Genomic DNA, 23,272 nt, shown 5'->3' with positions numbered 1-23,272 from the left:
ATGATCACGATGGGCATCAATACCTACGCCTACGCCTGGACGACGCCGGTGATCGATTGCGTGCGCCAGCTTGCGGACCTCAACTACCGAACATTCGAGTTCCTGGTTCACCCTCCTCATCTGCCGCTTGCCGACTTCGACCAGTCTTCAAGACGCAAGCTCGCGGCGCTGTTGGACGAGGTAAAGGCTTCCGATTGCGCGATGAACCTTCCGAGTCTTGATCACAACCTGGCGAGCCCATGGCCCGAGGTGCGGGCGGCTTCAATCGAGATGTTCAAGCAGACAATCGATCTGGCGTCAGACATCAATGTGCATTGGGTGGTGACCGTGCCCGGCCGAATGAGCCCGTTGGCGCCGCCTACCGTCGAAGCTCGTACGAACTGGATGCGTGACTCGATCGAGAAATTGCTGCCCTACGCCCAGGCGAAGGGCATCAAGCTGGCCATCGAGAATGTCCCGATGGCATCGTTCCCCGATGCGAATACCCTCGGGACATTCGTCCGCAGTTTCAAATCTGAAGACCTCGGCGCAACTTACGATGCCGCGAACGCCTATTTCATTGGTGAGTCGCCCGCTGAGGGAATTCGGAAGCTCGCCGACGTCCTGCGCATCGTGCACGTCTCCGACACGACCAGGAAGATTTGGCGTCATGATCCGATCGGCACCGGCACGGTGCCGTTCGCTGAGGTCGCCGCCGCCCTCAAGGAGATCGGCTACCACGGACCAACGATGCTCGAGATCCTCGCGGATGATCCGGGGACCGCGATCCCTCAGAGCCATCACCTTCTGGCAAAAGTAGGCTTTCCGCCACAATCGACGGGACGCCCGTCATGACAAAGCTTGTACTGGTTACCGGGGCGGCCGGACTCCTCGGTCGGTTTGTCGTCGAAGAATTGTTGTCCAGTGGATATCGCGTCCGCGGCTTCGATCGCCGACGCGGCAAGGCTGATATCGACTGGCGTGTCGCGGATGTCACGGATGCAGTTGCGGTCGCCGACGCGCTAAAGGACGTCGAGGCCGTTCTCCATATCGCCGCCGTGCCGAATATCTGGTCGGGGGACGGGCAGACCATCATGCGTGTCAACGTGCAAGGTACCTACACGGTGCTCGAGGCTGCCGAGGCCGCCCGGATCGAGCGCTTCGTATTCTGTTCGAGCGATTCGGTAGCAGGCTATACGGTGCGCGAAGGTCGCATGTTGCAGCCACTCTATGCGCCACTCGATCTCGACCATCCGTTGCTGGCCACCGATCCCTATGCCGTCAGCAAGATATTGGGCGAAGATCTCTCCCGAGCTTACGCATTGCGCGGAATGTCGGTCGTGGCTCTCCGGACGGTCTTTGTCGCCTACCCGGAGATGGCACCGGAGATTGTCGCCCGTGCTAAGGATCCGGAGAACTATCATGGGCCAGCGGCCGGGGGGCCGTCATCGGCCGGAGGAGGCCCGCTTCACCATCACATCGATGCCCGTGATCTCGCCCGCGCATTCCGTCTCGCCATGGAGATGAGGATGCCGAAAGGCGGCTTCGAGAAATTCTATCTCTCGTCGCAGGTCACGCTTTCACCCGAGCCAACGCTTGATCGGTTGCGTCTTCTGCACGGGAGCGCCGTCGAGATCCGCAGTCCGGAGGTCTATAGACGGCAGCCGTTTGCGCCGCTGTATGACCTTTCGCACGCGCAACAGCGCCTGGGATTCGTTGCCGAGTACGATCAACGGCACCTCATTTCCAGGGTATAGAAGGTATTACATTTTTAGCGAGTTGAGGCAGAGTCGGATATCTAATCGACCAAACCCGCTAAGACACGGTTGTCGGAAAAAACCACGCCGTCGACATGGAAGCAGACCCTTGGTAAACGTCATCCATTTGATGCCATTATGTCGAAAATCAATAGCGGCTGTTTTCATCCTGCCGCAACGCTGCCCTGTTCCAGCGTTGCGCAACGGGGGACACAGGGCGCCTGATCATCGAGTCCGAGGCGCAACAGTTTGGCCGAGGATGCGACATCGCATCAATGCAGGTCCGGCTGATCTGGGGAGATGGGCGTCGATGTGAGTTCGCATCGTTGATTGATTCGCATAATGATCGTTATGTAAAATAAAACAGGAATAAAAAAAGACGCCCCATGAGGCGCCCGATCGGGTAGTATTTTCACTACCTATTGACCAATCATCTCACAGCTCACACTTCACGGCAAATAAAAAAAGCAACTCAGGCCAGGCGCCCCCGAAACCATTGCGGTCGGGGGATTGCAACACCACGCCCAACATCCTGATCGAGGCGGCAACCTGGCCATCTTCCCTAACGAGTCGAAGCACCGTACAATCCAACCGTGACCAACCGAGCCCGCCCCATGCCAAATGCCGATCAGATCAAGGCTCTTTTGAAGGCATATGCGCGGGGTGATGATGCCCAATTTCAATCCGTTGCCATGCAGATCGCCGCCGGCGAGGCCCGCCAGGGCCACGGCAAGCTCGCTGAGGAGCTGAAGCATCTCATTGACGAAGCCAAGGTGAAGCTCCCCCGCGCCGGGGTCACGCCGATTCCGCTGGCACGCCCAAAAGGCGAGGTGGCTGATCTTTTGTCGGTGACCTACCCGAATACGAGACTCAAGGATTTAATTTTCGCCGACAAGCTCCGCTTGGCATTGGAGCGCGTCGTGCGGGAGCATAAGACCATCGCCGATATTCGCGCCCACGGCTTGTCCCCCCGCAAGAAGATTCTCTTAGTCGGGCCGCCGGGTACGGGAAAAACAATGACCGCGTCGGCCTTGGCCGGGGAACTTGGTCTTCCTCTTTTTGTGGTCCGCCTCGACCGCCTCATCACGCGCTATATGGGCGAAACAGCCGCAAAGCTCAGGCTGGTCTTTGACGCCATAGCCCAAACCCGCGCAGTCTACCTTTTCGATGAGTTCGACAGCATTGGCTCAGAGCGCGGGCTATCCAATGATGTCGGCGAAATCCGACGGGTGGTGAATAGCTTCCTGCAAATGGTCGAGCAGGATACCTCCGATAGCCTGATACTGGCTGCCACCAACCATCCTCATATTCTTGACCGCGCACTCTTCCGGCGCTTCGACAATATTCTCGAGTACTCCCTGCCAAACAAAACTGAGATTACGATAGCTCTCAAATCCAAGCTTGCTGGAGCAAAAGCCAAGGACGTCAGGTGGCCACGTCTAGCAGACCGCGCTCTTGGCCTTAGTTATGCAGATATTACGCGCGCGGCCGAGGATGCCATCAAGCATGGACTGATTGAGCGCCGACAAATCACGCAAACCGACATCGCTGCTGCAATCGATGAGCGCAAAACCACCTTCTCCCACGGTGAAGCGCGTTCGTAAGGAAAGCCTAGGCCGTGCCGCGCCATCCCCACCTCATTGTGCCTGGAGAGGCGCCTGCAAGCCGGTTCACGTCGACGCTTAGTCCTCGCAATTCATTTCGGACGCCCACCCGCAGCCGAGTAGCCCATGGCAACAGCCTTATTCAACAGTTGCAGACGGCTGTCGCAACGACACCCACTCGGGTGGAAAGGAGCGATGGGAATGGGTTTTATCAATCTCCCGCACTCATGCTTTCCTTTGAGAGCGAGCCCGACTTCGAATTGAAGTTTGAAAGCCTAGACCTTCAGCGCAGCGGAATCGAGCTCCTTACCGTCAAAGAGGTCGATCAGAAGACCGTGGCAACTGTGTTGGTCCCGCATGACAAGGTCCGGCTCTTCATCAAGCGCCTCGAAAAATACCGCGACACCGATCCGAATGCGCCCTTGGCTCCAGGTAAAACACGAAAGCCGCCAGACTATAAAGATCTTGCTGAAAGCATTTCTCACATCAAGGTTGCAACCCTCAAAGAACTTTGGAGCGACCCGGCCGATCAATATCCGGCGGCAGATGTGCCGATCACATGGGAAGTTTGGTTGCGGCCGACAGATTCCGACGAGGTGTCGTCGGAAAGCGTCTTGAGAGATGCCGCCGCGGATCTTGGGTACACGGTCACCTCGAATGCCCTGCATTTCGTGGACCGCACTGTGGTTCTGGTGCGTGGCACGCGCGAGCAGCTTTCGCTCGGCGCGGACGTGTTGGGAGTTATCGCCGAAGTTCGCAAAGCCAAAGTGGCGGCAGATTTCTTTGATGGCCTGACCGTGCCGGATCAACGCGCGTGGATTGGCAACCTTACGCGGCGCCTGACGCCGCCCGGCAACGGTGCCCCGGTTGTTGGGCTGCTCGACACCGGTGTGAACCACGGCCATCCCCTGCTGGCTCCGGTCATTAATGCAACTACAGACCTCCACACCTACAAGCCCGACTGGGGCGTGCATGACGGCGGACCGCATGGAACGTGGATGGCGGGCATCGCACTCTATGGCGATCTCGCGGATGTGCTTGCAGGCCAGGGCAATGTGGTCCTCGAACACGGCCTTGAGTCACTGAAGCTCATCAATCTGCCCGCTGATCCACACAACCCCGACCTCTACGGCGTCGTGACGGTCGAGGGCGTGAACAGGTTGGAGACCGGCGTCCAGCGTTCACGCGTTTATTGCATGGCGGTCACCGCCAAGGATGCCAATCAAGGGCGGCCATCGTCCTGGTCCGCTGCGGTCGATGGATTAGCCGCAGGCGCCGACGATGAAGTTCAGCGGCTTCTCCTGATTTCCGCCGGCAACATGGACCCGGCGAACCACGGCACTTATCCGAACTCGAACGAAGTCACTACTGTGCAGGACCCAGCCCAAGCTTGGAATGCGCTGACCGTCGGCGGCTATACCGAAAAGGTCCTCATCGATCAGGCGGTAAGCCCTGGCTGGATTCCTGTGGCGGAAAGCGGCGATTTGGCTCCCTCCAGCACAACATCTGTCACGTGGACCTCGGCCTCCCGTCCGCCCTTCAAGCCGGACATCGTGATGGAAGCGGGCAATCTCGGCCGGAGCGGTCCTGGCGCCACACCGATGGAGTTGCCGGAACTCATGCTGTTGACCACCAGTGATGAGTTCGCCACGGGACAGCCGCCATTCCGAACGATGGGCGAAACGAGTGCCGCAACCGCCTTGGCGGCCAACCTGGCAGCGCGACTTGCCGCCCGCTATCCGGATTTTACGCCCGAAACCTTGCGCGGCATGCTGGTGCACAGCGCGCGCTGGACGCCCGCGATGATCGAGCGGTCCAAGAACGCTCAGGGCTTCTCGGATTCAAACCGTTTGCTTCGCACCTTCGGCTATGGCGCACCTGATGTGGAAGAACTTTTTGCCAGCGCCAATAACAGCCTCACCCTTATCGCACAAGATTCCATTCAGCCTTTCCTCAAAGAGGGATCGGCAATCAAAACAAATGAAATCAAACATCACGCCTTACCGTGGCCGGCTGATGTCTTGCGCAGTCTACCCCTAGGCACCGAGGTGGAAATGCGCGTGACGCTCTCCTATTTCGTTGAGCCGAGCCCCGGCGAGCGCGGGTGGGACAAGAAGTACGGTTATGGCTCGCACGGGTTGCGGTTTGCGGTCATGCGCGCCACGGAGACGCCGGACCAATTTCGTCAGCGCATCAACGCCTACGAGCAGGAAGAAGAATACGAAGCGGACCATGCTGGGGAGACTGGCCGATGGACCATTGGCGGACACCAACCCTCGCGGGGCTCCATCCACTCCAACGTGTGGACCGGAACGGCGCAGGATCTAGCCAACCGTTCCCACATCGCCATCTACCCGACAATCGGTTGGTGGCGAACCCGCCCCAAGGAAGAGCGATTTGAGAAAATCGCCCGCTATTCCTTGATCGTTTCAATCAAGACGCCAGACCAGACCACAGACATTTACACGCCCGTTGCCAATCTCATCGGTGTTCCTGTCGCAATCTCCACTTAACGCGGAGTGGCTGCCTATAACGTGCGCAAAGTAATTTTTCGCGCACACTGGGCGTGCTACCGGATTTGATCACAAACCAAATGAACTCACGATGGATCTCAAGAAGCCGCAGATTGCTAGATTGGATATGGCGTTCCTAGACGCGGTCCTCGAAATGGGATCGGGTTACGTCCTCAATTTCAGCGACCGGACATTTGCCCATTTCTTCGCCGACGAGCTTGCTGTGGACATCGACGCCCCGGAATTCGCGGTGAACGGTGGGTCCAAGGGAAAGCGCCTCAGGACCTACCTCCAGTCAGCCCCGCCGGAACGAGCGGCGGCTGCCCTCGAAGCGCTTTGGAAATATCGTTCCGACATGCTCTCGATGTTTAGCAAGCCTGAACCGCTTCCTCAGGCACATGAGCGTTACCTTCGCATCGTTGCGAACCTGCGCGCCGGAGCCTCCCTAGCAAAAACCGATGGGCTTGAGAAATTCGTACACAACGAAACCCTCCATGAACTCATCGCCGCGATTGAGCGAGACATCCAGGCAAACAAGCCGGAAGCGGCGCTTGACCGGTTGCACACCTACTGCATGAAAAAGTTCGCTCACTTGCTGTCGTTGCGGGGAGAGGATAGCAGCCCCAATGAAAGCTTGAATTCCCGCGCAGCGCGCTACTTCAATCCCATTCGCAAGGCGGGCAGTATGCGTCCGATCAGCGAGAAGATAGTCAAGTCCACCGTCGACATCTTCGAGCTGTTCAACGGCATTCGCAACAATGCGTCTTTCGCCCATGATAGCCAATTAGTCGATCCCCATGAGGCGCGCTTCATCTTCGAGGCGGTAATCAACCTCCTTCGGTTCGCCAAATCCATTGAAGGAAAAAGTTTCGAATAGCCTGCTAGTCCGAGCTATGGACCTTGCTTTTAAAGGACCTCGGCCCGCACGGCGAAATTGGTGCACCCCTGATCATGTCAGGCTGAAATTAGAACAGCACCCTGAATCGTTACCCTTCGCCATTCTCAAAATGGGCAGTAACGCGCGTTAGCCGGATACCGCGCCCGCCACGCCAATGTCTAATCCCTGCGCAACTTCGCGCCGGAACGAACACAACCACACCTCGCGGCCCGTTACCCACAGCTTGAAAGAAAACCACCCGCTTCACCGCTGTTGCATTCATCCAGGCGCCTCACTCCACCACCACCAGCTTCTTACACTTCCACCTGGTATCCGTCGCGTGGAGGGGGTCATGGAAAAAGGTGAAAGCCTGTATGAGGCCGAGAACGTCGTCGCCGGCAAGACGGCCTTTGGCAAGCCATCCAGCCTTGGCCAAATCCCCATCCCCACAGGCCACGTCAACGTCTGCCACGCAGCCGCTCTCGCCCGCCGCGTGATGACGATCCTTGCCGACGGGGGTGATTACGAGTTCCTGCCTGATGACGTGCGAACCGCCATCCACTTCAAAATCCTCGCCTTTGTTTCAAAGCAGGGAAGGAACCTCGACTATACCTCTGCGCATCGCTCTGCCTGCAGTATCGGTGGCTTCCTGGTCGAGCACCCGCGCGCCGTCTTGAGCAAGGCAGGCTTCCTTCGCCTCGCGCAGATGGCCGCTCAGCGCGCACGTGAGCAAGCCAATCAAAGCATCGAAGACCGCATCGAACATTTTCGCACCCGGTCCGAAGCCCCTTCCCGGCCGACGGTGTGGACAGGGGGCGTCGAAGGCAGCTACCGCATCGAGGAACTCACGCACCCCTTCCACATCTGGGAGGAGGGTAACATCCTCGGAAACTGCCTTGGTGATCTGAAGCCCGGCAGCAGAGGGACAGTATCGCCCGACGATCTTCCGTACCTTCACTACTGGATGGCGCACAAGCGCGGCCTCGCGCTCTACGCGCTCAGGAAGAATGACCGGCACCTCGGCGTCATCGCCATCGACGGCGACCGCGTGAAGGAAATGCACCTCAGCGTATCGATGGACCAGTACCCCCGCGTGTGGCGGGAGATGCGGGACTTCCTGGTCCGCAGGCACGGCCCGCTCCGTGATGCCTCCATCAGGCACAACGGTATCGTCGCGCGCTTCATCCGAAATTGCTGACCGCCACAAGCAACGCGCGCGCAGAGTCAATGAATGCGCCAACCTCGTTGAGAACCCGGCGCGCCACGTCATCACTGTAATGATGGACACTGACGTTGCGCCAATCCCTGTAGCGCCGCCATTCGCCGGCATTGCCCACCATGCCCGCCCGTTTGGCCCGCCCGACCAACAACCGGAAAGGCTCGTTGCCACGGCACGGTTTGGGAAAACCCCTTTCCTGCAGGGCCGCCTCCATAAGTGCGGCCGCGTGCTCAAAGGACGTCTCAAACGCCTTCACGGCCCACGCGCGGTAAGCGGGCACACCCATGAAAACCATCGGACCAATCGACGACAACAACCAGAGCCGCAACTCCAACCGGCGCAACTCCGCTTCAAGCGCCTCGGCAGCTCGCTCCATCACCCAGTCAAACTAACCGCTTCGCGGCCACACATGAATCACGTGCATCATTCACATGACCACGCCAGCACCATCCTCAACGGTCTCCCTTCAACAGGAGCTCAGCGAAAGAGACCCACAGGCTGCTTCATGCGGGGCGGCATCGCCTTGAGGCCAAGCAGCGCCCGGACGTCCATTTCAAACAAACCCGCCAGCACCACCGCCGTTTGCGCTTCGAGCTTGGTCTTCCCCCTCTCGATTTTCTGGAAAGCCTGATACGTCATGCCAAGCTCGCTCGCCACGTCCTCCTGGCTCAAGCCTACAGCCAGGCGCGCAATCCGGATGCGCTTGCCGGTTTCGGCGTGCCAATTGGTCGGTACATTCTTCGGCATCGCGGCGGCTTACAAGTACCGCATCCAGTTGCGCGGCAACCGGCCGAACACCATGCCAACCAAGGCAACGCGCATCAACTCGAACATGATGTAAAGCGCAATGCACGCGGCGATGGCGCCCGCCTTGAACAACCACACAATTCCCAAGCCCATGATTTGCAGCGCGGGCAACGCGTATTCCCTCAGTTCCATGCGCCAAGGTTACGCCGGGCTATCAACCCCGGCAAAGCGGTTGCCTACGGTGTACACACGGGCCATGTGTTCACCGCGACGTCCTTAGGACCCCTGTTGCACCTTCGCACTTCTCGCCGCAGAAAATGCCCGCCGGCGTTTCGGTGATGATCGAGTAAGTGACGCCCTTGACGGGCTGGCGGCTCGCCCAAACACCATCCCTTGCCGCGTCCTCGATGCCCGCGCCCTTCACGTAGGATCGCCCTCATCCGCAAGCATGCCCGCGAACTCCTGGTAAGCCATCTCATCCGGGGAGAGGCCATGGTCGTATGCGTCGCGCCACACCTCTTCCGCTTCATCCGCGACGTAAAGCAGACCAGACCCTGGCTTCCAGTTGAATTGAACATCAAGCGCGTTGGCGAGCTTGGCTTTCCACTCTTCGTAGGAGATCGCTTCCGACATGCCGATGACGTCCTCATAGTTAGTCAGGCAGGTGCTTTGCTTGTCGCGTGGCTGTCCTTTTGCCTAAAACCTATTTCCCGTGACCTGCCTGTGTCTCTGGCCCTTGAGCAGGAGCCACGATTGGGCATGCGATTCCCCAAGTGCAATTAATCGTGGCGGTAATTTTTACTTTAGGCGGCTTCGCGATGATGCCGACAGTGGGCCCGGGAAGCCGGTCGGGCTTTTCGCCCGAAAATGTTGCCGCCGCGGTATCCGAAGCTGCTCCTTCTATGGCGATCGACACGGGTACTGGGCGCAACCACGCGCTCACAGCACGCACCATGTCTTGACCTTGCTCAGTCGTGGCGACCACCACAACAGCAAGTGCCGCGAGGATGAAGCATGCCTTTGTCCGCGTCTCCATATGTCTCCCATCGCTCCGCGTCTTTGCCGACTAAAGCTCCTTCTACATATCAAATACGATGAAGTTACGCCGCACTCACCGGACTTCCAGCAACTACTGCCATCCGGCGTGTCAAGAACCGCCAGCCTCATTCCCCACTCAGCGCACGATCACCACGTGCGTTGCCAATTTCGCAGGCACCACCTCCGCCAAACGATAGCCAAGGCCAGGCAGATCAACGCCAGCGAACAGGTTTTCCCCTTGGCCCAGAATGACCGGCGACACCGCAAGATGTATTTCATCGATTGCGCCCGCCATTAGGTATTGGCGAACGGTAGAGACGCCACCGCCGATTTTCACATCCAAATCACCAGCAGCTGCTTTTGCTTGCGCAAGTGCCGCCTCGATACGGTAGTGTTTTAGTTTGAGGGTGGCCTGTTCAGTACTGTAACAGTTTGAGCGCAAACCCGCGATCTGTCGGACGGGCTACCGACGGTGTAGTAAGCGAAGCCTCTGGGCTTTAAGAGGCCTTCTTTCTGACCATCGCATCACGGACGAAGTCAGCGGCCGTTTCGTCCCGAGCGTAGACGCGCCGTTGAGCCTGGCCGACCGAATTCTCATTCAATCTTTTGGCCAATTCCGCCGTGTCAGCGCGAACAAGCGCATTGGCCGTCGCCTCTCCCCGAACGGCAAGGAAAGCCTTTGCTGGTGATAGTGGGAGCGCGATGATCAGCTGCGGTGCGTCGATGCCCCCAATCCAAACACAGGGCTGGTCGCTGAGCATCAAGTCGTGCTTGCCTTTGGAGACGTCCATCACGCCCCACAACAACTTCCGAACCTTGGCCGCCACGTCCTCGTGGCCGGCAATATCGGCCAGCATGGACAGCCCGTAGTTTTCAATGAGCCCCGGGAAATGCTGCTCGGCCCACTCCTCCAGCGTTGGCGGATCAACGGCCTTGGCCAACGCTTGGTACTGTTCCGGGTCTTTGGCGATGCTCTCCCTCATCGCCTCGGCCACCGCGCTTTTGATCTTGGAAACCATGGCGGGTTGGCGCGCGCGCAGGCCCATGACGAAGGTCGTCCAGACCGCCACCTCGTCTCCTGTTAGTGGTTTGCCCTCGATCAGTTTGCGGCGGATCTTCGCGCCTTCATCATCGAGCCGTGAAAGGAACTTGGCCTCGACGGCGTGTTTGTCCATCCCCGCTACGTTGTCCTTCGACAGCGCGTAGAGGTCGTCTTGGAATCCGGTCCCCTTCGGGGCGCGCCGGCTGGTGGGTACGCCTTCGTGGTCAACCAGGAACTCTTGCAGCTTCCCGTCGGAGGAGCCGTCCGCCCAAGCGCGGAGAAGGAATTGCGGGACAAAGTGGTGTCGCATATCAGGATCTTAGCATAACGCCATACAGAAAATAAATTGCACCCCTTGCATACTACAAGAATCCTTGTAGTATGGACCAATGAACAGCAAAGACGCCGTCATCCGACTTGCCGCCCTGGCGCATGACCAACGCCTCGCCATCTTCCGCCTGCTGGTGCGGGAGGGCCCAAATGGCCTGCCCGCATCGGAAATCGCCGAGGCCGTGGGCGCAACGCCCACGGGCGCTTCCTTTCATCTCAAGGAGTTGGACCGTGCTGGGCTGATCCACGCCACGCGGGTCGGCCGGTACATCCGCTATGCCCTTCACGTTGAAGGCATGCGGCAGCTCTTGACCTTCCTCACCGAGGATTGCTGCCAGGGGAACCCCGAGCTTTGCGGTTCAACAATCAAAAAAGCGCGCAAGCTGTGTAAGGGAGAAACGAAATGAAGCGAGACCGTCCGTATAACGTGCTCTTTCTCTGCACCGGAAATTCCGCCCGTTCCATCATCGGCGAGGCCATCATCAACCGCGTCGGCGCCGGGAAATTCAAAGGCTACAGCGCGGGCAGCATGCCCAAAGGCCAGGTCCATCCGATGACCATCGCCCTGCTGAGCAAGCTCAACTACGACACCAGCACCATGCGGTCGAAGTCCTGGGAAGAGTTCACCGCGCTCGGCGCGCCGGAGTTGGATTTCGTGTTCACGGTTTGCGACAACGCCGCCAACGAGGTGTGCCCATATTGGCCGGGCCAGCCAATGACGGCGCATTGGGGCGTCCCCGACCCGGTCGAGGTCCAGGGCACCGACGTGGAGAAGACGCTCGCTTTCGCCGATACCTACCGCATGCTCAACAACCGCATCAGCATCTTCACCAGCCTGCCGCTCTCATCTTTGGATGAATTGAGCCTGCAGCAGCAGCTCGACGGCATCGGTCGGTCCAAAAACGTCACGAGCCCGGAGAGAGCCTGAGCATGTCCAATTTTGAACGCTACCTGACGGTGTGGGTCGCCCTCTGCATCGTCGTCGGGATCGCGCTTGGCCATTTCTTCCCCTCCGCCTTCGCGGCGATCGCCGGGGCGGAAGTGGCCAACGTGAACTTCGTCGTCGCCGCCCTTATCTGGCTGATGATCATCCCGATGCTGGTGAAGATCGACTTCGCGGCGTTGTCCAAGGTGACGGCGCATTGGCGCGGCATCGGCGTGACCCTTTTCATCAATTGGGCCGTTAAGCCGTTCTCGATGGCGCTGCTGGGCTGGATTTTCGTGGGCTGGCTATTCCGGCCCTACCTGCCCGCCGAGCAGATCAACAGCTACATCGCCGGGCTCATCTTGCTGGCGGCCGCGCCCTGCACCGCCATGGTCTTCGTCTGGAGCAACCTCTCGGACGGCGAGCCGCACTTCACGCTGAGTCAGGTGGCGCTCAACGACGTCATCATGGTCTTCGCCTTCGCGCCGATTGTCGGCCTGCTGCTTGGGCTTTCGGCGATCACGGTGCCTTGGAACACCCTCATCCTGTCGGTGGCACTTTACATCGTGGTGCCGGTCATCCTCGCCCAACTCATCCGCAGCGTCGTCCTCTCCAGCGGCGGCCAACCGGCTTTGAACGCTTTGCTGGGCCGCATCCAGCCTCTGTCCCTGCTGGCGCTGCTCACCACGCTGGTGCTGCTGTTCGGCTTCCAGGGCGAACAGATCCTGGGACAGCCGCTGATCATCGCCATGCTGGCAGTGCCTATTCTCATCCAGGTCTACTTCAACTCTGCGCTGGCTTATTTCCTGAATCGCGCGGCGGGCGAAGCCCATTGCGTCGCCGGTCCTTCCGCGCTCATCGGCGCGAGCAATTTCTTCGAGCTGGCGGTGGCGGCGGCGATCAGCCTGTTCGGCCTTCACTCCGGCGCGGCGCTGGCCACCGTGGTCGGCGTGCTCATTGAAGTGCCGGTGATGTTGTCGGTGGTGAAGATCGTCAATTCTTCCCGGAATTGGTACGAGGCCGGGCATGCCGTCAGGAAGCGTGGACTATCGGCGCAGGCGGGAGAATAAAGATGATCATCACCATCTACCACAACCCCGCCTGCGGCACGTCGCGGAACACGCTGGCGATGATCCGCCAAAGCGGCGAGGAGCCGGAAGTCATTGAGTACCTGAAGACGCCGCCCACGCGCGCAACGCTCGTGGATCTGATGAAGCTCATGGGCATTGGTCCGCGCGAACTTCTGCGCAAGAAGGGCGCGCCCTACGCCGAACTCGACCTCGGAAATCAAAAGTGGACCGATGACCAACTGGTTGATTTCATGATGGAGCATCCCATCCTCATCAACCGACCGATCGTGGTGACGCCGCGCGGTGTGAAGCTGTGCCGGCCATCAGAGGTCGTGATCGACATTCTGCCGAACGCCGACATCGGTACCTTCACCAAGGAGGACGGCGAAGTGGTGCCGGCGAGGAAGACCGCCTGATGAGCAAGAACGGCGCCAGCGACCTTCACAATGTCGCCCACGAACATCTGCACATGCCCGCCAAGGACAAGCTTGCGGCGGCCGACACCCATAAGCCTCGCATCCTGCTGCTTTACGGTTCGTTGCGCGCGCGATCCTACAGCCGCTTCCTCGCCATGGAAGCCGCGCGGCTGCTCGAGCACTTCGGCGCCGAGACCAAGATCTACCATGCCCACGGCCTGCCACTGCCGGACGACGCGCCGGAGACGCACCGCAAGGTGCAAGAGTTGCGAGAGCTAGCCGCGTGGTCCGAGGGCCAGGTGTGGTGCTCGCCCGAGCGCCACGGCGCGATGAGCGGCGTGATGAAGTCTCAGATCGACTGGATTCCCTTGTCCACCGGCGCCGTCCGGCCAACGCAGGGCAAGACGTTGGCGGTGATGCAGGTCAGCGGTGGCTCGCAGTCCTTCAACGCCGTGAACCAGATGCGCGTGCTCGGCCGCTGGATGCGAATGATCACCATCCCCAACCAGTCCTCGGTGGCCAAGGCCTTCAACGAATTCGATGAGAACGGCCGCATGAAGCCGTCCGCCTACTACGACCGCGTGGTGGACGTGATGGAGGAACTGGTGAAGTTCACCCTGCTCACCCGCGACCGGGCGGACTACCTCGTCGACCGTTACAGCGAGCGGAAGGAAAGCGCGGAGGAGCTGACTCGCCGGGTGAACCTGCCCTCCGCCGTGGATGGGCGAAGCGAATAAAGTGCTCCGCCCGGAGACCCGACGATTCACCTAACCCATTCGTGGGCGACGTCCGTCTTGACAGGAACGGCGCCATTGCGACCAGCCGGTCATGCACCTGCGCATGCCACTTTCCGATTCTCCGGCTGAGCCGTGAAGGCTGAAGTCACGCCGCTTTAACCGGTGCGCCGTTCTCGACCGTGTTCGGCGGAAGGAAGCGGACTTCAACTGTGGCACGGGCAAGTGCAGGTCCGTTGGCCGACTTACTAAAGATTCGTAACTGGACAAACGAGTTGCATTGCAACAACATGAAGTCGTGGACGGGAACCTTTTCCCGTCTTTAAACTTGAGAACACAGCGGATTTCGCGGCAAATAGGCTGCACGTTTGGATCGATTCGCTTTGCGCACCTGGTTTCAAATCCTCGCATTGTTTGCACTCGCGCTGTTCGGCGTGCCTGCGGCGGCGAGTGCGCACGGCGGCCAAGATGAGCGGGCGACGCCCCAGGTCCAGGTTGCAACTGCTGACACGGATCAGAGCATCGTCACAACTGATGCCCAGTTCGAAAATTCGAGCGTCTTGCCGAGCGGCCATTGCAATGGCGAGTGCTGTTGCGATGGACCTTCCCATTGTGCACCTTGCGGGCCTTCATCATCTGCGATGAGCCAGGACGGGCAAGTTTTGTTGCATGCGCCGTTGGTCACACGCGTCGGTGTTCCCCGCGACATGAGTTTGCGCGCCCTGGACCGCAAATTCGGTCTTGAGAGACCTCCCAGAGCCTAATTGCGTCCGGATGGGCGCGGCCGGTTCTCGGCCTATGCGCGGAAAACCCTGATCGGGGGCGCCGCATTTTTCCAATGACATTTCATGTCGACGCGCCCCGTGGCACTTTGCCATGCGCTCGTCGGCAGCCGTTCAACCTCGTTGCAAGAGGTCACGCATGTTTATGCGCGCATTCGCCATGGCGTTGCTGCTTCCGGCGCTTGCCGGTTGGGGCGATGCCGGTCTGCCTTGGCCCGTCGCGGGTCCGATGCCTGACCAGCCCGTTGCAGTTCGCGGCCAATCTTACACGCCGGTGAACGCGGGCGCGAAAGGTTACGAGCCGGTCGAGCCGTTGCCGTGGGGGGACGTCAACCGCCAGGTCGCGCCGAAGCAACCGCAAGGCCAGGACGATCCGCAGGGTCAACGCGCCCACTGAAACCGTCAATTTCGGAATGAAGAGAGGAACGACATGCACGGGGGGAAGGTGCGGCGGTTCGTTTGGCGCGGGGGCGCCGGCGCCGCCTTGGCAATCGCAACAGCCGGGCTGGGGCTCGGCGGCTGCGCCCAATTTTCAAAGGATGGCGGGATGGCTCTCGTCGCGGACCAGACTGGAAGCGTGCTTGGCGCGCCTGCAATGAAAATCAGGAACGATGCGGATGCCGCCGCGGCGCGGGCGCGCGTCAGCGCAATCCTTTCCGCGCCGCTGACGCCGGCGGCCGCCGTCAAGGTCGCATTGCTTAACAACCGCGCCTTGCAGGCGGCCTACAACGACCTAGGCGTCGCCGAGACCGATATGATTGAGGCCAGCTTGCCACCGGCGCCGACGTTCTCCCTCGTGCATCTGACCGGCGCCGAACTCGAGATCGAACGCCAGGTGACGCAGAACATCCTGGCGCTCCTGACGTTGCCGCGGCGGCGCGAGATTGCCGCGGATAAGTTCAAGGTCGCCCAAGCGCGCGCCATTGCCGCGACGTTCGGTGCGGCCGCCGAAGGCCGCCGCGCGTACTACCGTGCTGTGGCGGCGGCCGAGACTGTTAAATTCCTCGAGCAGTCGCGCGCGGCGGCCGATGCTGTATCCGAGCTGGCGAAGAAGCTAGGTGAGACCGGCGCATTGCCCAAACTCGATCAGGCGCGAGAACATGCCTTCTACGCCGAGGTAAACGGTGAGCTTGCCACGGCGCGGCTCAATCAGCGGAAAGCCCGCGAGGACCTCAACCGCGCGCTCGGCTTGTGGGGCGATCAGCTCTCCTATCGCCTGCCTGAGAAACTTCCGGCCCTGCCGCCCAAGCCTCGCATCGCCCGGGACGTGGAGACCGAGGCGGTCGGCGCACGCATCGACCTCCAACAGATGCGGATGGAGCTGGCCGCGCTGGCCAAGGACTACGGCCTCACCCACGCGACGCGCTTCATCGACGTGCTCGAGGCGAGCGGCGTCGACCGCAACGAGATCAAGCCGGGCGAGCGGACGCCGCGCAGCGGCTACGAATTGAGTTTCCAGGTCCCGATCTACGATTTCGGGGAGGTCAAGACGAGGCGTGCCGAGGAAACCTATCTCCACGCGGTGAATGCACTGGTGGACAAGGCTGTCAATGTCCGTGCGGATGCCCGGCAAGCGTACCAGGCCTATCGCGGCTCCTACGACATCGCCCGCTATTACGAGAAGACCATCCTGCCGCTGAGGGAGACGATCTCGGAGCAAACCCTCCTCAATTACAACGGTATGCTTTCCGACCTGTTCGGCCTGCTGACCGACGCCCGCGACCGGATCTCCGCCAACATCCAGGCCATCAACGCCAAGCGCGATTTCTGGCTCGCGGATGTCGAGATGCAGGCCGCGATCATCGGTGGCGGAGACGCGGGCGGCGGACCGACCCCGAGCCAACAAGCCAGCGCACAAAACGACTAGGAAGGACCACCGCGCATGACAGTCACGCGCCGCAATTTCATCGCCGCATCCGGGTTCGCGCTCGCGGGCGTCAGCCAGGTCACCGGCCGCGTCGCCGCGGCGGCGATTCCAGAAGCGCCGACCCAGGCATCGCCGCTCATGCAGCCGCCGCTGTATCCCTCAAGCGGGCAGGATTATCAGCCCGTCGTCACACTCAACGGCTGGACGCTGCCCTGGCGGCGGAACGGGGACTGGAAGGAATTCCACTTGGTGGCGGAACCGGTGGTGAGGGAAATTGCGCCGGGAATGAAGGCGCATCTTTGGGGTTACAACGGGCAATCGCCGGGGCCCACCATCGAAACGGTTGAGGGCGACAAGGTCCGGATCTTCGTCACCAACAAGCTGCCGGAACACACCACCATCCATTGGCACGGCATGCCGGTGCCCAACGGGATGGACGGCGTTGGCGGGCTCACGCAGCCGCAGATCAAACCCGGCCAAACCTTCGTCTACGAGTTTGAGATCCGGCGCTCTGGCACGTTCATGTACCACCCGCACGCAGACGAGATGCTGCAGATGGCCATGGGCATGATGGGGTTCTTCGTCGTGCATCCCAAGGATCCGTCCTTGCACCGCGTCGACCGCGACTTCGTATTTCTCCTCAACGCGTATGACATCGAGCCTGGTTCGTATGTGCCCAAGGTCAACACCATGCTCGATTTCAACTTGTGGACCTTCAACAGCCGCGCGTTCCCCGGCATCGACCACATGGTGGTGGGCAAGGACGACAAGGTCCGCATCCGCTTCGGCAACCTCACCATGACCAACCACCCGATTCACCTGCACGGTCACGAGTTCGAGGTGACGTGCACCGACGGCGGCTGGACGCGACCTGAGGCGCGCTGGCCGGAAGTGACGGTTGATTGCGCGGTGGGACAGATGCGCGCTGTGGAGTTCATCGCGGCGCATCCCGGCGATTGGGCGTTCCACTGCCACAAGTCGCATCACACCATGAATGCCATGGGCCATGACGTGAAGACCTACGTCGGGGTCGATCTCAAAAGCATGCAGCAGAAGATCTCGAAAGTCATTCCGGACGGTTACATGCCGATGGGCCAGGCGGGCGGCGCCGACATGGCCGAAATGGAGATGCCGCTTCCCGACAACACGCTGCCCATGATGACAGGCTACGGCCAGTACGGACCGATCGAGATGGGCGGCATGTTCACCGTGCTGAAGGTTCGAGAGGGGCTCGACCGCAACGATTACAAGGACCCCGGCTGGTTTAAGCACCCCGAGGGTACGGTGGCCCGGGAATGGAAGGGCGAGCTCGCAAGCGCGGCAGAGGCGCCCCCCATCAAGAACAATCCGAATGACGTCGAGATGCATGTGGTGAAGCCCACGGGTCCGATGAACCACTGAGTCAACAACAGGGAGAAAAGATGTCCATGCTTCGTAAGTACCAGGTCCTCGCGGCAATGGCCGTACTCGGCGCCGTCACGCATCTCGGCGTTCTGCCCTCGGTGGCGCCAAGCGCCATCGCGCATGAAGGCGAGGATGATGACGATTTCGCCGCCGGTGAGCCCGGCGATGCCAAGCGGCCATTCCGCGTGCTGGAGGTCACCATGTCGGAGAAGGACGGGGCGATGATTTATTCCCCGGCTGAAATCGACGTGAAGCGCGGTGAGCAGATCAAGTTCATCATCCACAATGCGGGAGCGCTCAAGCACGAGTTCCACCTCGCGTCGGTGGCCCAGAACGCCAGCCATCGGGTCGAGATGCAGAAGAACCCCGAGATGGAGCACGACGATCCAAATGCCCAAACCGTCGAACCGGGGAAGCAGAAGGAAATCCTCTGGCGGTTCACAAAATCCGGCGAGTTCGAATTCGCCTGCCTGATCCCCGGCCACTACGAGGCCGGGATGCACGGGAAGGTCCTCGTCAAATGACGCGGCCCCAATCCCACCACCACCAAACAGCATGAGGAGTTTGTAACTATGAAACGACCCACTACCAGCCTGCTTGCCGCTGCCCTGGCGCTGATGTCGCTCAGCCCATTGGCCATCGCCGAGGACGCCAACTCACTGCCGATGATCAATGGCGAAGTGAAGAAGGTGGACGAGTCCGCCGGCAAGATGACCATCAAGCACGACGCCATCACCAATCTCGACATGGGTGCGATGACGATGGTGTTCAAAGCCAGCGACCCCGCGATGCTGAAGGATGTGAAGCCCGGCGAGAAGATCAAGTTCAGCGCTGACAAGGTCAACGGGCAGATCACGGTCATGAAAGTCGAAAAGGCCAAGTGACCGCGCGGCGGGCGGCCTCCGTCCCCCGTAGGCCGTCCGCTAATCGTACAATTTTCTTAGACGCCGTTTCCTTGGCGAGGACTAAACGATGACTTGCAAAACTAGAACAATGGCGCGTGGCACAGGCCTGATGCTTGCTATGCTGAACGTGGCTTCCAACGGCGCGGCGGCTATGCCGCTGCCTCGAGGTAACATGCCGGGCGAAGCAGCCTTTCAACGCGTCGATACGCGGGCATACCGTCACTGCCACAACAATGAGGGACGCTTCGCGGTATGTTACACGCGAAAAACCGGTGAACCGGCGGTGAGCCCGCACGATAGGAAGAGGCACGACGGCAATTGGGGGCCGGATCACCGCAAACATCAACGGTGAATTCTGTTCAAACCACTTTGCCGGGTTGTAAGCGCCATCTGCAAGCTTCACAGCACACGGGAAACCCATGTTTGTCCAACCGATCGATTATTTCGTGGCTGGCTGGTTGTTCCTCGCCGGTCTGTCCGCCCTCTACGTCGCCCTCGACCAGTTCCGTGGCAATCCCGAACCGGCGGTCATGAAATGGGGCTTCGTGCTCGTCACGCTGTACATGGGACCGCTGGGGCTTCTGCTCTACGTGATCGCCGACAAGGAACCTCAGCCCGGAACCCATGAGGAGTTCACGCGGCCATTGTGGAAGCAGGGTATCGGCTCTGCGATCCACTGCGTCGCCGGGGACGCCACGGGCATCATCCTTGCCGCCGTGGTGACTGCCACCCTCGGCTTGCCCATGTGGCTCGACCTCATCATCGAGTATCTTGCGGGATTCGCTTTCGGGCTCTTCATCTTCCAGTCGCTTTTCATGATGAGCATGATGGGCGGCACCTATCTCGAAAACCTGAAACGCAGCTTCCTTCCCGAATTCATCAGCATGAACTTCATGATGGCCGGCATGGCTCCCGTGATGAGCTTCCTCATGATGGGGCGGGACATGCGGGCGATGGATCCCACGGAGCTGCTGTTCTGGGGCGTGATGTCCCTTGGGGTCACTGTGGGCTTCGCGGTGGCCTACCCGGCGAATATCTGGATGGTAGCGTTCCGCCTCAAGCACGGTCTCATGACCGTGCGCACTCAGCAACATGGCGGTCACGGACCTCGGCACGGTGATGCGGCGGGAGGCGAACATCATCACATGGAAAGCGATGCCACGTCACCGCAGACGGCAGCGTGGGCAGGCGTGTCGCTTGTGGCTTTGCTGATAGGCCTCGTCGCCCCGGCCAATTGGATCAACCTGTCGCTGAGCGCGCGCGAAGTCGGAGACCTCATCATGCCTCGGGGTATGATTATGGACCGGGATACTTCAGCCGACACCATGCGCGACATGGCGGCAATCGACCCGAGGCTGGTCACAGCCAAGTTCGGCATGGATGTCAACGGTGCGCGCGAGATTCAGCCCCGCCTCGAAAATGGGGTCAAGGTATTCGACCTCGATGCCGCGGTGATCCAATGGCAGATCCTGCCGCGCGTGGCGGTCGACGCCTATGCGTTCAACGGCCAGGTGCCGGGGCCGACTTTGCGCGTGCGGCAGGGAGACGTGGTCCGCATCAATGTCACCAACCATTTGCCCACGACTACGAGCGTGCATTGGCATGGGCTAATCCTGCCCAATGCCATGGACGGACCCGCCAAGGTCACGCAAGACCCCATTGAAAAGGGCGGGGTCTACCATTACGAGTTCCGCGCCGGGCAGGCCGGCACGTTTTTCTACCATTCCCACGACCACGTTGATCGGCAGCAGGCGCTTGGCCTCTACGGCGCCTTCATCATCGATCCGCAGACGCCCGATCCCAGTCTCGACGCGACGCACGAGTATACGCTTCAGGTGCAGGAGTGGCTTATGCGCGAGGGCCTGACCTATCCTGCCATGCCAATGGATGGCGCGCAGCCCAACTACTTCACGATCAACGGCCGCTCCTATCCCTCAACCGAGACGATCCACATGCGCGTCGGGGAAACACTCAAGGTGCGCTTCATCGGATCAAGCAACGGCTTCATCCATCCCATGCACATCCATGGCGGACCGTTTCTGGTGGTGGCGCGGGACGGCGAGACGCTCCCGGCCTCCGCACGGTACCTGGCGGACACGGTCAACCTCGGGCCCGGACAGCGCTACGATGTGATCTGGACCGCGCGCAATCCTGGCAAGTGGCTGATCCACTGCCACATCGGCCACCACACCACCAACAACAACACGGAGACCAACGGCGGCGGTGGACTGATGGTGGTGATCGACGTCAGCGCTTAGCCTTGCCGTCCATGTCGTCCGTTGCCTTATTGGGCCTGGCCTCATCCTTATGATGCCGGTGCCCGTGATGCATGAAGAGGTGCATCAGCGGGCACATCAAGACAAGGAAGATCGGTAGCAGGTTCAGGAAATGGCCGCCGTGCGCGGGCCAAAGAACGGCCAAGGCCACCGCAGCCAGAACGGTGAGCAAGATCACGAGGTGGTTGCCTTGGAAGGGCGCCGGTTCGCGGTGGTTCATTGGCCTCTTCTCCTGCAAGCGCCGTCCAACCTAGTACGCCGGGGCGGATGCCGGTGGACATTGTCCCCGGTCAAGCATGCTCCCTTTCGCCTCAAAGCCGTCTCCGGTTGAGCCGCAGGCCGTTGCCTGCCACGCTTACCGAGGACAACGCCGTCGCCGCCGCCGCGATGATCGGAGACAGCAGCACGCCGAAGAAGGGGTAGAGGCCGCCTGCCGCGACCGGCATGCCGGCGCTCGAACGTGGGGATAAACCCGCGCAGTGTCGCTAGTGATCTAATTTGAAGGTGAGCTGTTTAGCGCTGTAGCGGGTTGAATTCAACGTCGCGATCTAGCGCGGCCCGCCGAGGGCCCAGGAAGCAAAATCAGTTGACGATCGCAAGCGGATGGAGATGGTGGTTGCCGCGTCGCGGGGATTGCCCCGCAAAGTGCCTCGGCTTCCGCTCATTCCTTGCTCATGGAACTGGTCCGTTCTTGCTGCACGGGAGGACATGGTACGTCGCCATACGAGCAATAAACGCAGCAATCCCCTTTTTTGGGCTTGAGCTGCACGCCGCAGCGTTCGCAAACGTAAATGTATTGGCAGGCGTCCTCGGGCATGGTCTGCGCCGATTGATGACCGCACTCGGGGCATGTGACCGTCGATTGAAGCTTGATCATGGCGGTTACTCCTAGTTCACGGCGCATTCTCATCCAGATCCCGGTGGGTGATGTATTAAATAGGCTCCAACTTGCATCCGCTAGGCCTGTAGCAGAAGCCGAGCTCCCCCCCGTTCATTCCTCGCTCGCCCAGAGCAAATGCGCCGGCCGGACACCGACCGACGCACCTGAGCTCGCGTTAGTGCGCGACGTCCGCCTTGTTGGCCGTCTTCACATTGACGTAGCCCTTGGCGACATGCCGGTAGTGCACCGGCCGCGCGGCGACCTTCTGCTGTTCCGGTCGCACCGTGTAGGTGTACGGAACGCCGCCCTTGGGCATGAAGCGCACGGTGGTCTCCGCGTTCGCCTGGCTGGCTAGCGAACTGGCAACTAGGGCAACGGCCGCGACGGCGGCTTTCGAGAGGATCTTCATGGTTGGTAGTCCTTTGAATTGAAGGTTTTGGATGACGGCTCCGCCGGGTGCTCCGCAGAGTCGCAACGTGCAGGCCGTCCGGTTCTGAAACGTGTCCCGAGCGCGCGGCACCTGTGGTGCGACGCGCGGCTATCCTCGTGGGGGCGGGGCGGGCGGCTTAAGCATCAGCGACGTGAAACGGGCCTCGTAGATGCTCCGCTCACGGGATACCGCCGAGCCTGTGAAGGCGCTCTCCGTCGGCAGCCAAGCGCCAGCCGTGAAGCACTGGCTGGCGCAACCGGCGGAAGTCCGGCATTGCGGCAGCGAGGCGCAATCCTTCATCGCGCTGTGGCACGGGCATTCAGTCGGGCTGCCCGCGCGCATCTCGGTGGCCATCGTGCAGGGTTTGGCCATGGCGGCGCCCGCGACTGGCGCGAAAGCCGAGGCCAGCGCCAGCACCACGATGATCAGCGTGCGTATCATCTGCATATGCCCATCACTTCCGCGCAAAGAGATATT

The 23,272-nt window shown here is 60.5% G+C and carries 28 protein-coding genes; 17 read left to right on the top strand and 11 right to left on the bottom strand.

Going from position 1 to position 23,272, the window contains the following annotated elements; translation table 11 throughout:
• The 6 genes from HYPGJ_RS15110 to HYPGJ_RS15085 all read left to right on the top strand — a co-directional run bounded on the left by HYPGJ_RS15110 (nt 1) and on the right by HYPGJ_RS15085 (nt 7,928).
• Nucleotides 1-834 (top strand): sugar phosphate isomerase/epimerase family protein, encoded by an 834-nt coding sequence (locus HYPGJ_RS15110; protein WP_046848460.1) that lies wholly within the window; start codon nt 1-3, stop codon nt 832-834.
• Nucleotides 831-1,736, top strand: a complete 906-nt coding sequence (locus tag HYPGJ_RS15105; RefSeq protein WP_046847860.1) for an NAD(P)-dependent oxidoreductase — start codon at nt 831-833, stop codon at nt 1,734-1,736. The genes HYPGJ_RS15110 and HYPGJ_RS15105 overlap by 4 nt, the downstream gene beginning before the upstream one ends.
• Nucleotides 1,737-2,350: 614 nt before the next feature.
• Nucleotides 2,351-3,340: an ATP-binding protein gene (locus HYPGJ_RS15100; RefSeq protein WP_046848459.1), complete on the top strand. Its 990-nt coding sequence runs from the start codon at nt 2,351-2,353 to the stop codon at nt 3,338-3,340.
• Between the two features lie 227 nt (nt 3,341-3,567).
• Entirely contained in the window at nt 3,568-5,853 is a 2,286-nt protein-coding gene (locus tag HYPGJ_RS15095) for a S8 family peptidase (protein WP_052750927.1), read from the top strand.
• 91 nt (nt 5,854-5,944) lie between these two features.
• A complete protein-coding gene (locus HYPGJ_RS15090; protein ID WP_052750926.1) occupies nt 5,945-6,730 on the top strand; it encodes an abortive infection family protein in 786 nt (261 codons plus the stop codon).
• A gap of 352 nt (nt 6,731-7,082) precedes the next feature.
• Nucleotides 7,083-7,928, top strand: coding sequence for a hypothetical protein (locus tag HYPGJ_RS15085; protein ID WP_028866885.1), 846 nt, complete (start codon nt 7,083-7,085; stop codon nt 7,926-7,928).
• Here the strand turns inward: HYPGJ_RS15085 and HYPGJ_RS15080 are convergent.
• The 6 genes from HYPGJ_RS15080 to HYPGJ_RS15055 form a co-directional block, all read right to left on the bottom strand.
• Nucleotides 7,912-8,325, bottom strand: a complete 414-nt coding sequence (locus HYPGJ_RS15080) for a nucleotidyltransferase substrate binding protein (protein WP_028866884.1) — start codon at nt 8,323-8,325, stop codon at nt 7,912-7,914. The two genes, HYPGJ_RS15085 and HYPGJ_RS15080, sit on opposite strands and share 17 nt — an antisense overlap.
• 101 nt (nt 8,326-8,426) lie before the next feature.
• Nucleotides 8,427-8,696, bottom strand: a complete 270-nt coding sequence (locus HYPGJ_RS15075; RefSeq protein ID WP_037042825.1) for a helix-turn-helix transcriptional regulator — start codon at nt 8,694-8,696, stop codon at nt 8,427-8,429.
• 9 nt (nt 8,697-8,705) lie between these two features.
• Nucleotides 8,706-8,888, bottom strand: coding sequence for a hypothetical protein (locus tag HYPGJ_RS15070; RefSeq protein WP_046847857.1), 183 nt, complete (start codon nt 8,886-8,888; stop codon nt 8,706-8,708).
• Nucleotides 8,889-9,116: 228 nt separating this feature from the next.
• Nucleotides 9,117-9,329, bottom strand: a complete 213-nt coding sequence (locus tag HYPGJ_RS15065; RefSeq protein ID WP_046847856.1) for a hypothetical protein — start codon at nt 9,327-9,329, stop codon at nt 9,117-9,119.
• A gap of 541 nt (nt 9,330-9,870) precedes the next feature.
• Nucleotides 9,871-10,176, bottom strand: coding sequence for a dihydrofolate reductase family protein (locus HYPGJ_RS15060; RefSeq protein WP_280136167.1), 306 nt, complete (start codon nt 10,174-10,176; stop codon nt 9,871-9,873).
• 55 nt (nt 10,177-10,231) lie between these two features.
• Nucleotides 10,232-11,086 (bottom strand): DUF4238 domain-containing protein, encoded by an 855-nt coding sequence (locus HYPGJ_RS15055; protein WP_046847855.1) that lies wholly within the window; start codon nt 11,084-11,086, stop codon nt 10,232-10,234.
• A 79-nt stretch (nt 11,087-11,165) separates the two neighbouring features.
• Between HYPGJ_RS15055 and HYPGJ_RS15050 the strand changes: the two genes are divergently transcribed.
• The 11 genes from HYPGJ_RS15050 to HYPGJ_RS14995 all read left to right on the top strand — a co-directional run bounded on the left by HYPGJ_RS15050 (nt 11,166) and on the right by HYPGJ_RS14995 (nt 21,467).
• The gene (locus HYPGJ_RS15050; protein ID WP_046847854.1) at nt 11,166-11,513 is read left to right on the top strand and encodes a metalloregulator ArsR/SmtB family transcription factor; all 348 of its coding nucleotides are present in this window, start codon (nt 11,166-11,168) and stop codon (nt 11,511-11,513) included.
• Nucleotides 11,510-12,034, top strand: a complete 525-nt coding sequence (locus tag HYPGJ_RS15045) for an arsenate reductase ArsC (protein WP_046847853.1) — start codon at nt 11,510-11,512, stop codon at nt 12,032-12,034. Before HYPGJ_RS15050 ends, HYPGJ_RS15045 begins: the two co-directional genes overlap by 4 nt.
• 2 nt (nt 12,035-12,036) lie before the next feature.
• Complete coding sequence (gene arsB / locus HYPGJ_RS15040) at nt 12,037-13,101, top strand: ACR3 family arsenite efflux transporter (protein WP_046847852.1); 1,065 nt, start codon at nt 12,037-12,039, stop codon at nt 13,099-13,101.
• Between the two features lie 2 nt (nt 13,102-13,103).
• On the top strand, nt 13,104-13,517 hold the full coding sequence (gene arsC / locus HYPGJ_RS15035; RefSeq protein ID WP_046847851.1) for an arsenate reductase (glutaredoxin): 414 nt from the start codon (nt 13,104-13,106) through the stop codon (nt 13,515-13,517).
• Complete coding sequence (gene arsH, locus HYPGJ_RS15030) at nt 13,517-14,254, top strand: arsenical resistance protein ArsH (RefSeq protein ID WP_046847850.1); 738 nt, start codon at nt 13,517-13,519, stop codon at nt 14,252-14,254. Before arsC ends, arsH begins: the two co-directional genes overlap by 1 nt.
• Before the next feature lie 918 nt (nt 14,255-15,172).
• Nucleotides 15,173-15,430 (top strand): hypothetical protein, encoded by a 258-nt coding sequence (locus HYPGJ_RS15020; RefSeq protein WP_143440541.1) that lies wholly within the window; start codon nt 15,173-15,175, stop codon nt 15,428-15,430.
• A gap of 150 nt (nt 15,431-15,580) precedes the next feature.
• Nucleotides 15,581-16,900, top strand: a complete 1,320-nt coding sequence (locus HYPGJ_RS15015; RefSeq protein ID WP_244466181.1) for a TolC family protein — start codon at nt 15,581-15,583, stop codon at nt 16,898-16,900.
• 15 nt (nt 16,901-16,915) lie between these two features.
• Entirely contained in the window at nt 16,916-18,301 is a 1,386-nt protein-coding gene (locus HYPGJ_RS15010) for a copper oxidase (RefSeq protein WP_046847846.1), read from the top strand.
• 26 nt (nt 18,302-18,327) lie between these two features.
• Nucleotides 18,328-18,828, top strand: a complete 501-nt coding sequence (locus HYPGJ_RS15005; RefSeq protein WP_244466179.1) for a cupredoxin family protein — start codon at nt 18,328-18,330, stop codon at nt 18,826-18,828.
• 48 nt (nt 18,829-18,876) lie between these two features.
• Nucleotides 18,877-19,188, top strand: a complete 312-nt coding sequence (locus tag HYPGJ_RS15000) for a copper-binding protein (protein ID WP_052750925.1) — start codon at nt 18,877-18,879, stop codon at nt 19,186-19,188.
• A gap of 440 nt (nt 19,189-19,628) precedes the next feature.
• Entirely contained in the window at nt 19,629-21,467 is a 1,839-nt protein-coding gene (locus HYPGJ_RS14995; RefSeq protein WP_046847843.1) for a multicopper oxidase domain-containing protein, read from the top strand.
• Here the strand turns inward: HYPGJ_RS14995 and HYPGJ_RS14990 are convergent.
• The 5 genes from HYPGJ_RS14990 to HYPGJ_RS14980 form a co-directional block, all read right to left on the bottom strand.
• Nucleotides 21,457-21,705, bottom strand: a complete 249-nt coding sequence (locus HYPGJ_RS14990) for a DUF2933 domain-containing protein (protein ID WP_046847842.1) — start codon at nt 21,703-21,705, stop codon at nt 21,457-21,459. The genes HYPGJ_RS14995 and HYPGJ_RS14990 overlap by 11 nt on opposite strands.
• A gap of 91 nt (nt 21,706-21,796) precedes the next feature.
• Nucleotides 21,797-21,931: a hypothetical protein gene (locus HYPGJ_RS19555; RefSeq protein WP_280136166.1), complete on the bottom strand. Its 135-nt coding sequence runs from the start codon at nt 21,929-21,931 to the stop codon at nt 21,797-21,799.
• Between the two features lie 215 nt (nt 21,932-22,146).
• The gene (locus HYPGJ_RS19505) at nt 22,147-22,362 is read right to left on the bottom strand and encodes a GDCCVxC domain-containing (seleno)protein (RefSeq protein WP_083984146.1); all 216 of its coding nucleotides are present in this window, start codon (nt 22,360-22,362) and stop codon (nt 22,147-22,149) included.
• A 178-nt stretch (nt 22,363-22,540) separates the two neighbouring features.
• On the bottom strand, nt 22,541-22,774 hold the full coding sequence (locus HYPGJ_RS14985; RefSeq protein ID WP_046847841.1) for a hypothetical protein: 234 nt from the start codon (nt 22,772-22,774) through the stop codon (nt 22,541-22,543).
• 129 nt (nt 22,775-22,903) lie between these two features.
• Nucleotides 22,904-23,242, bottom strand: a complete 339-nt coding sequence (locus tag HYPGJ_RS14980; protein ID WP_046847840.1) for a hypothetical protein — start codon at nt 23,240-23,242, stop codon at nt 22,904-22,906.
• Between the last annotated feature and the right edge of the window lie 30 nt (nt 23,243-23,272).

This window comes from Hyphomicrobium sp. GJ21, assembly GCF_001006785.1.
GTDB lineage: Bacteria > Pseudomonadota > Alphaproteobacteria > Rhizobiales > Hyphomicrobiaceae > Hyphomicrobium_B.
Note: the sequence above shows the minus strand (reverse complement) of the source record. Positions and strands in the feature narration are given on the sequence as shown.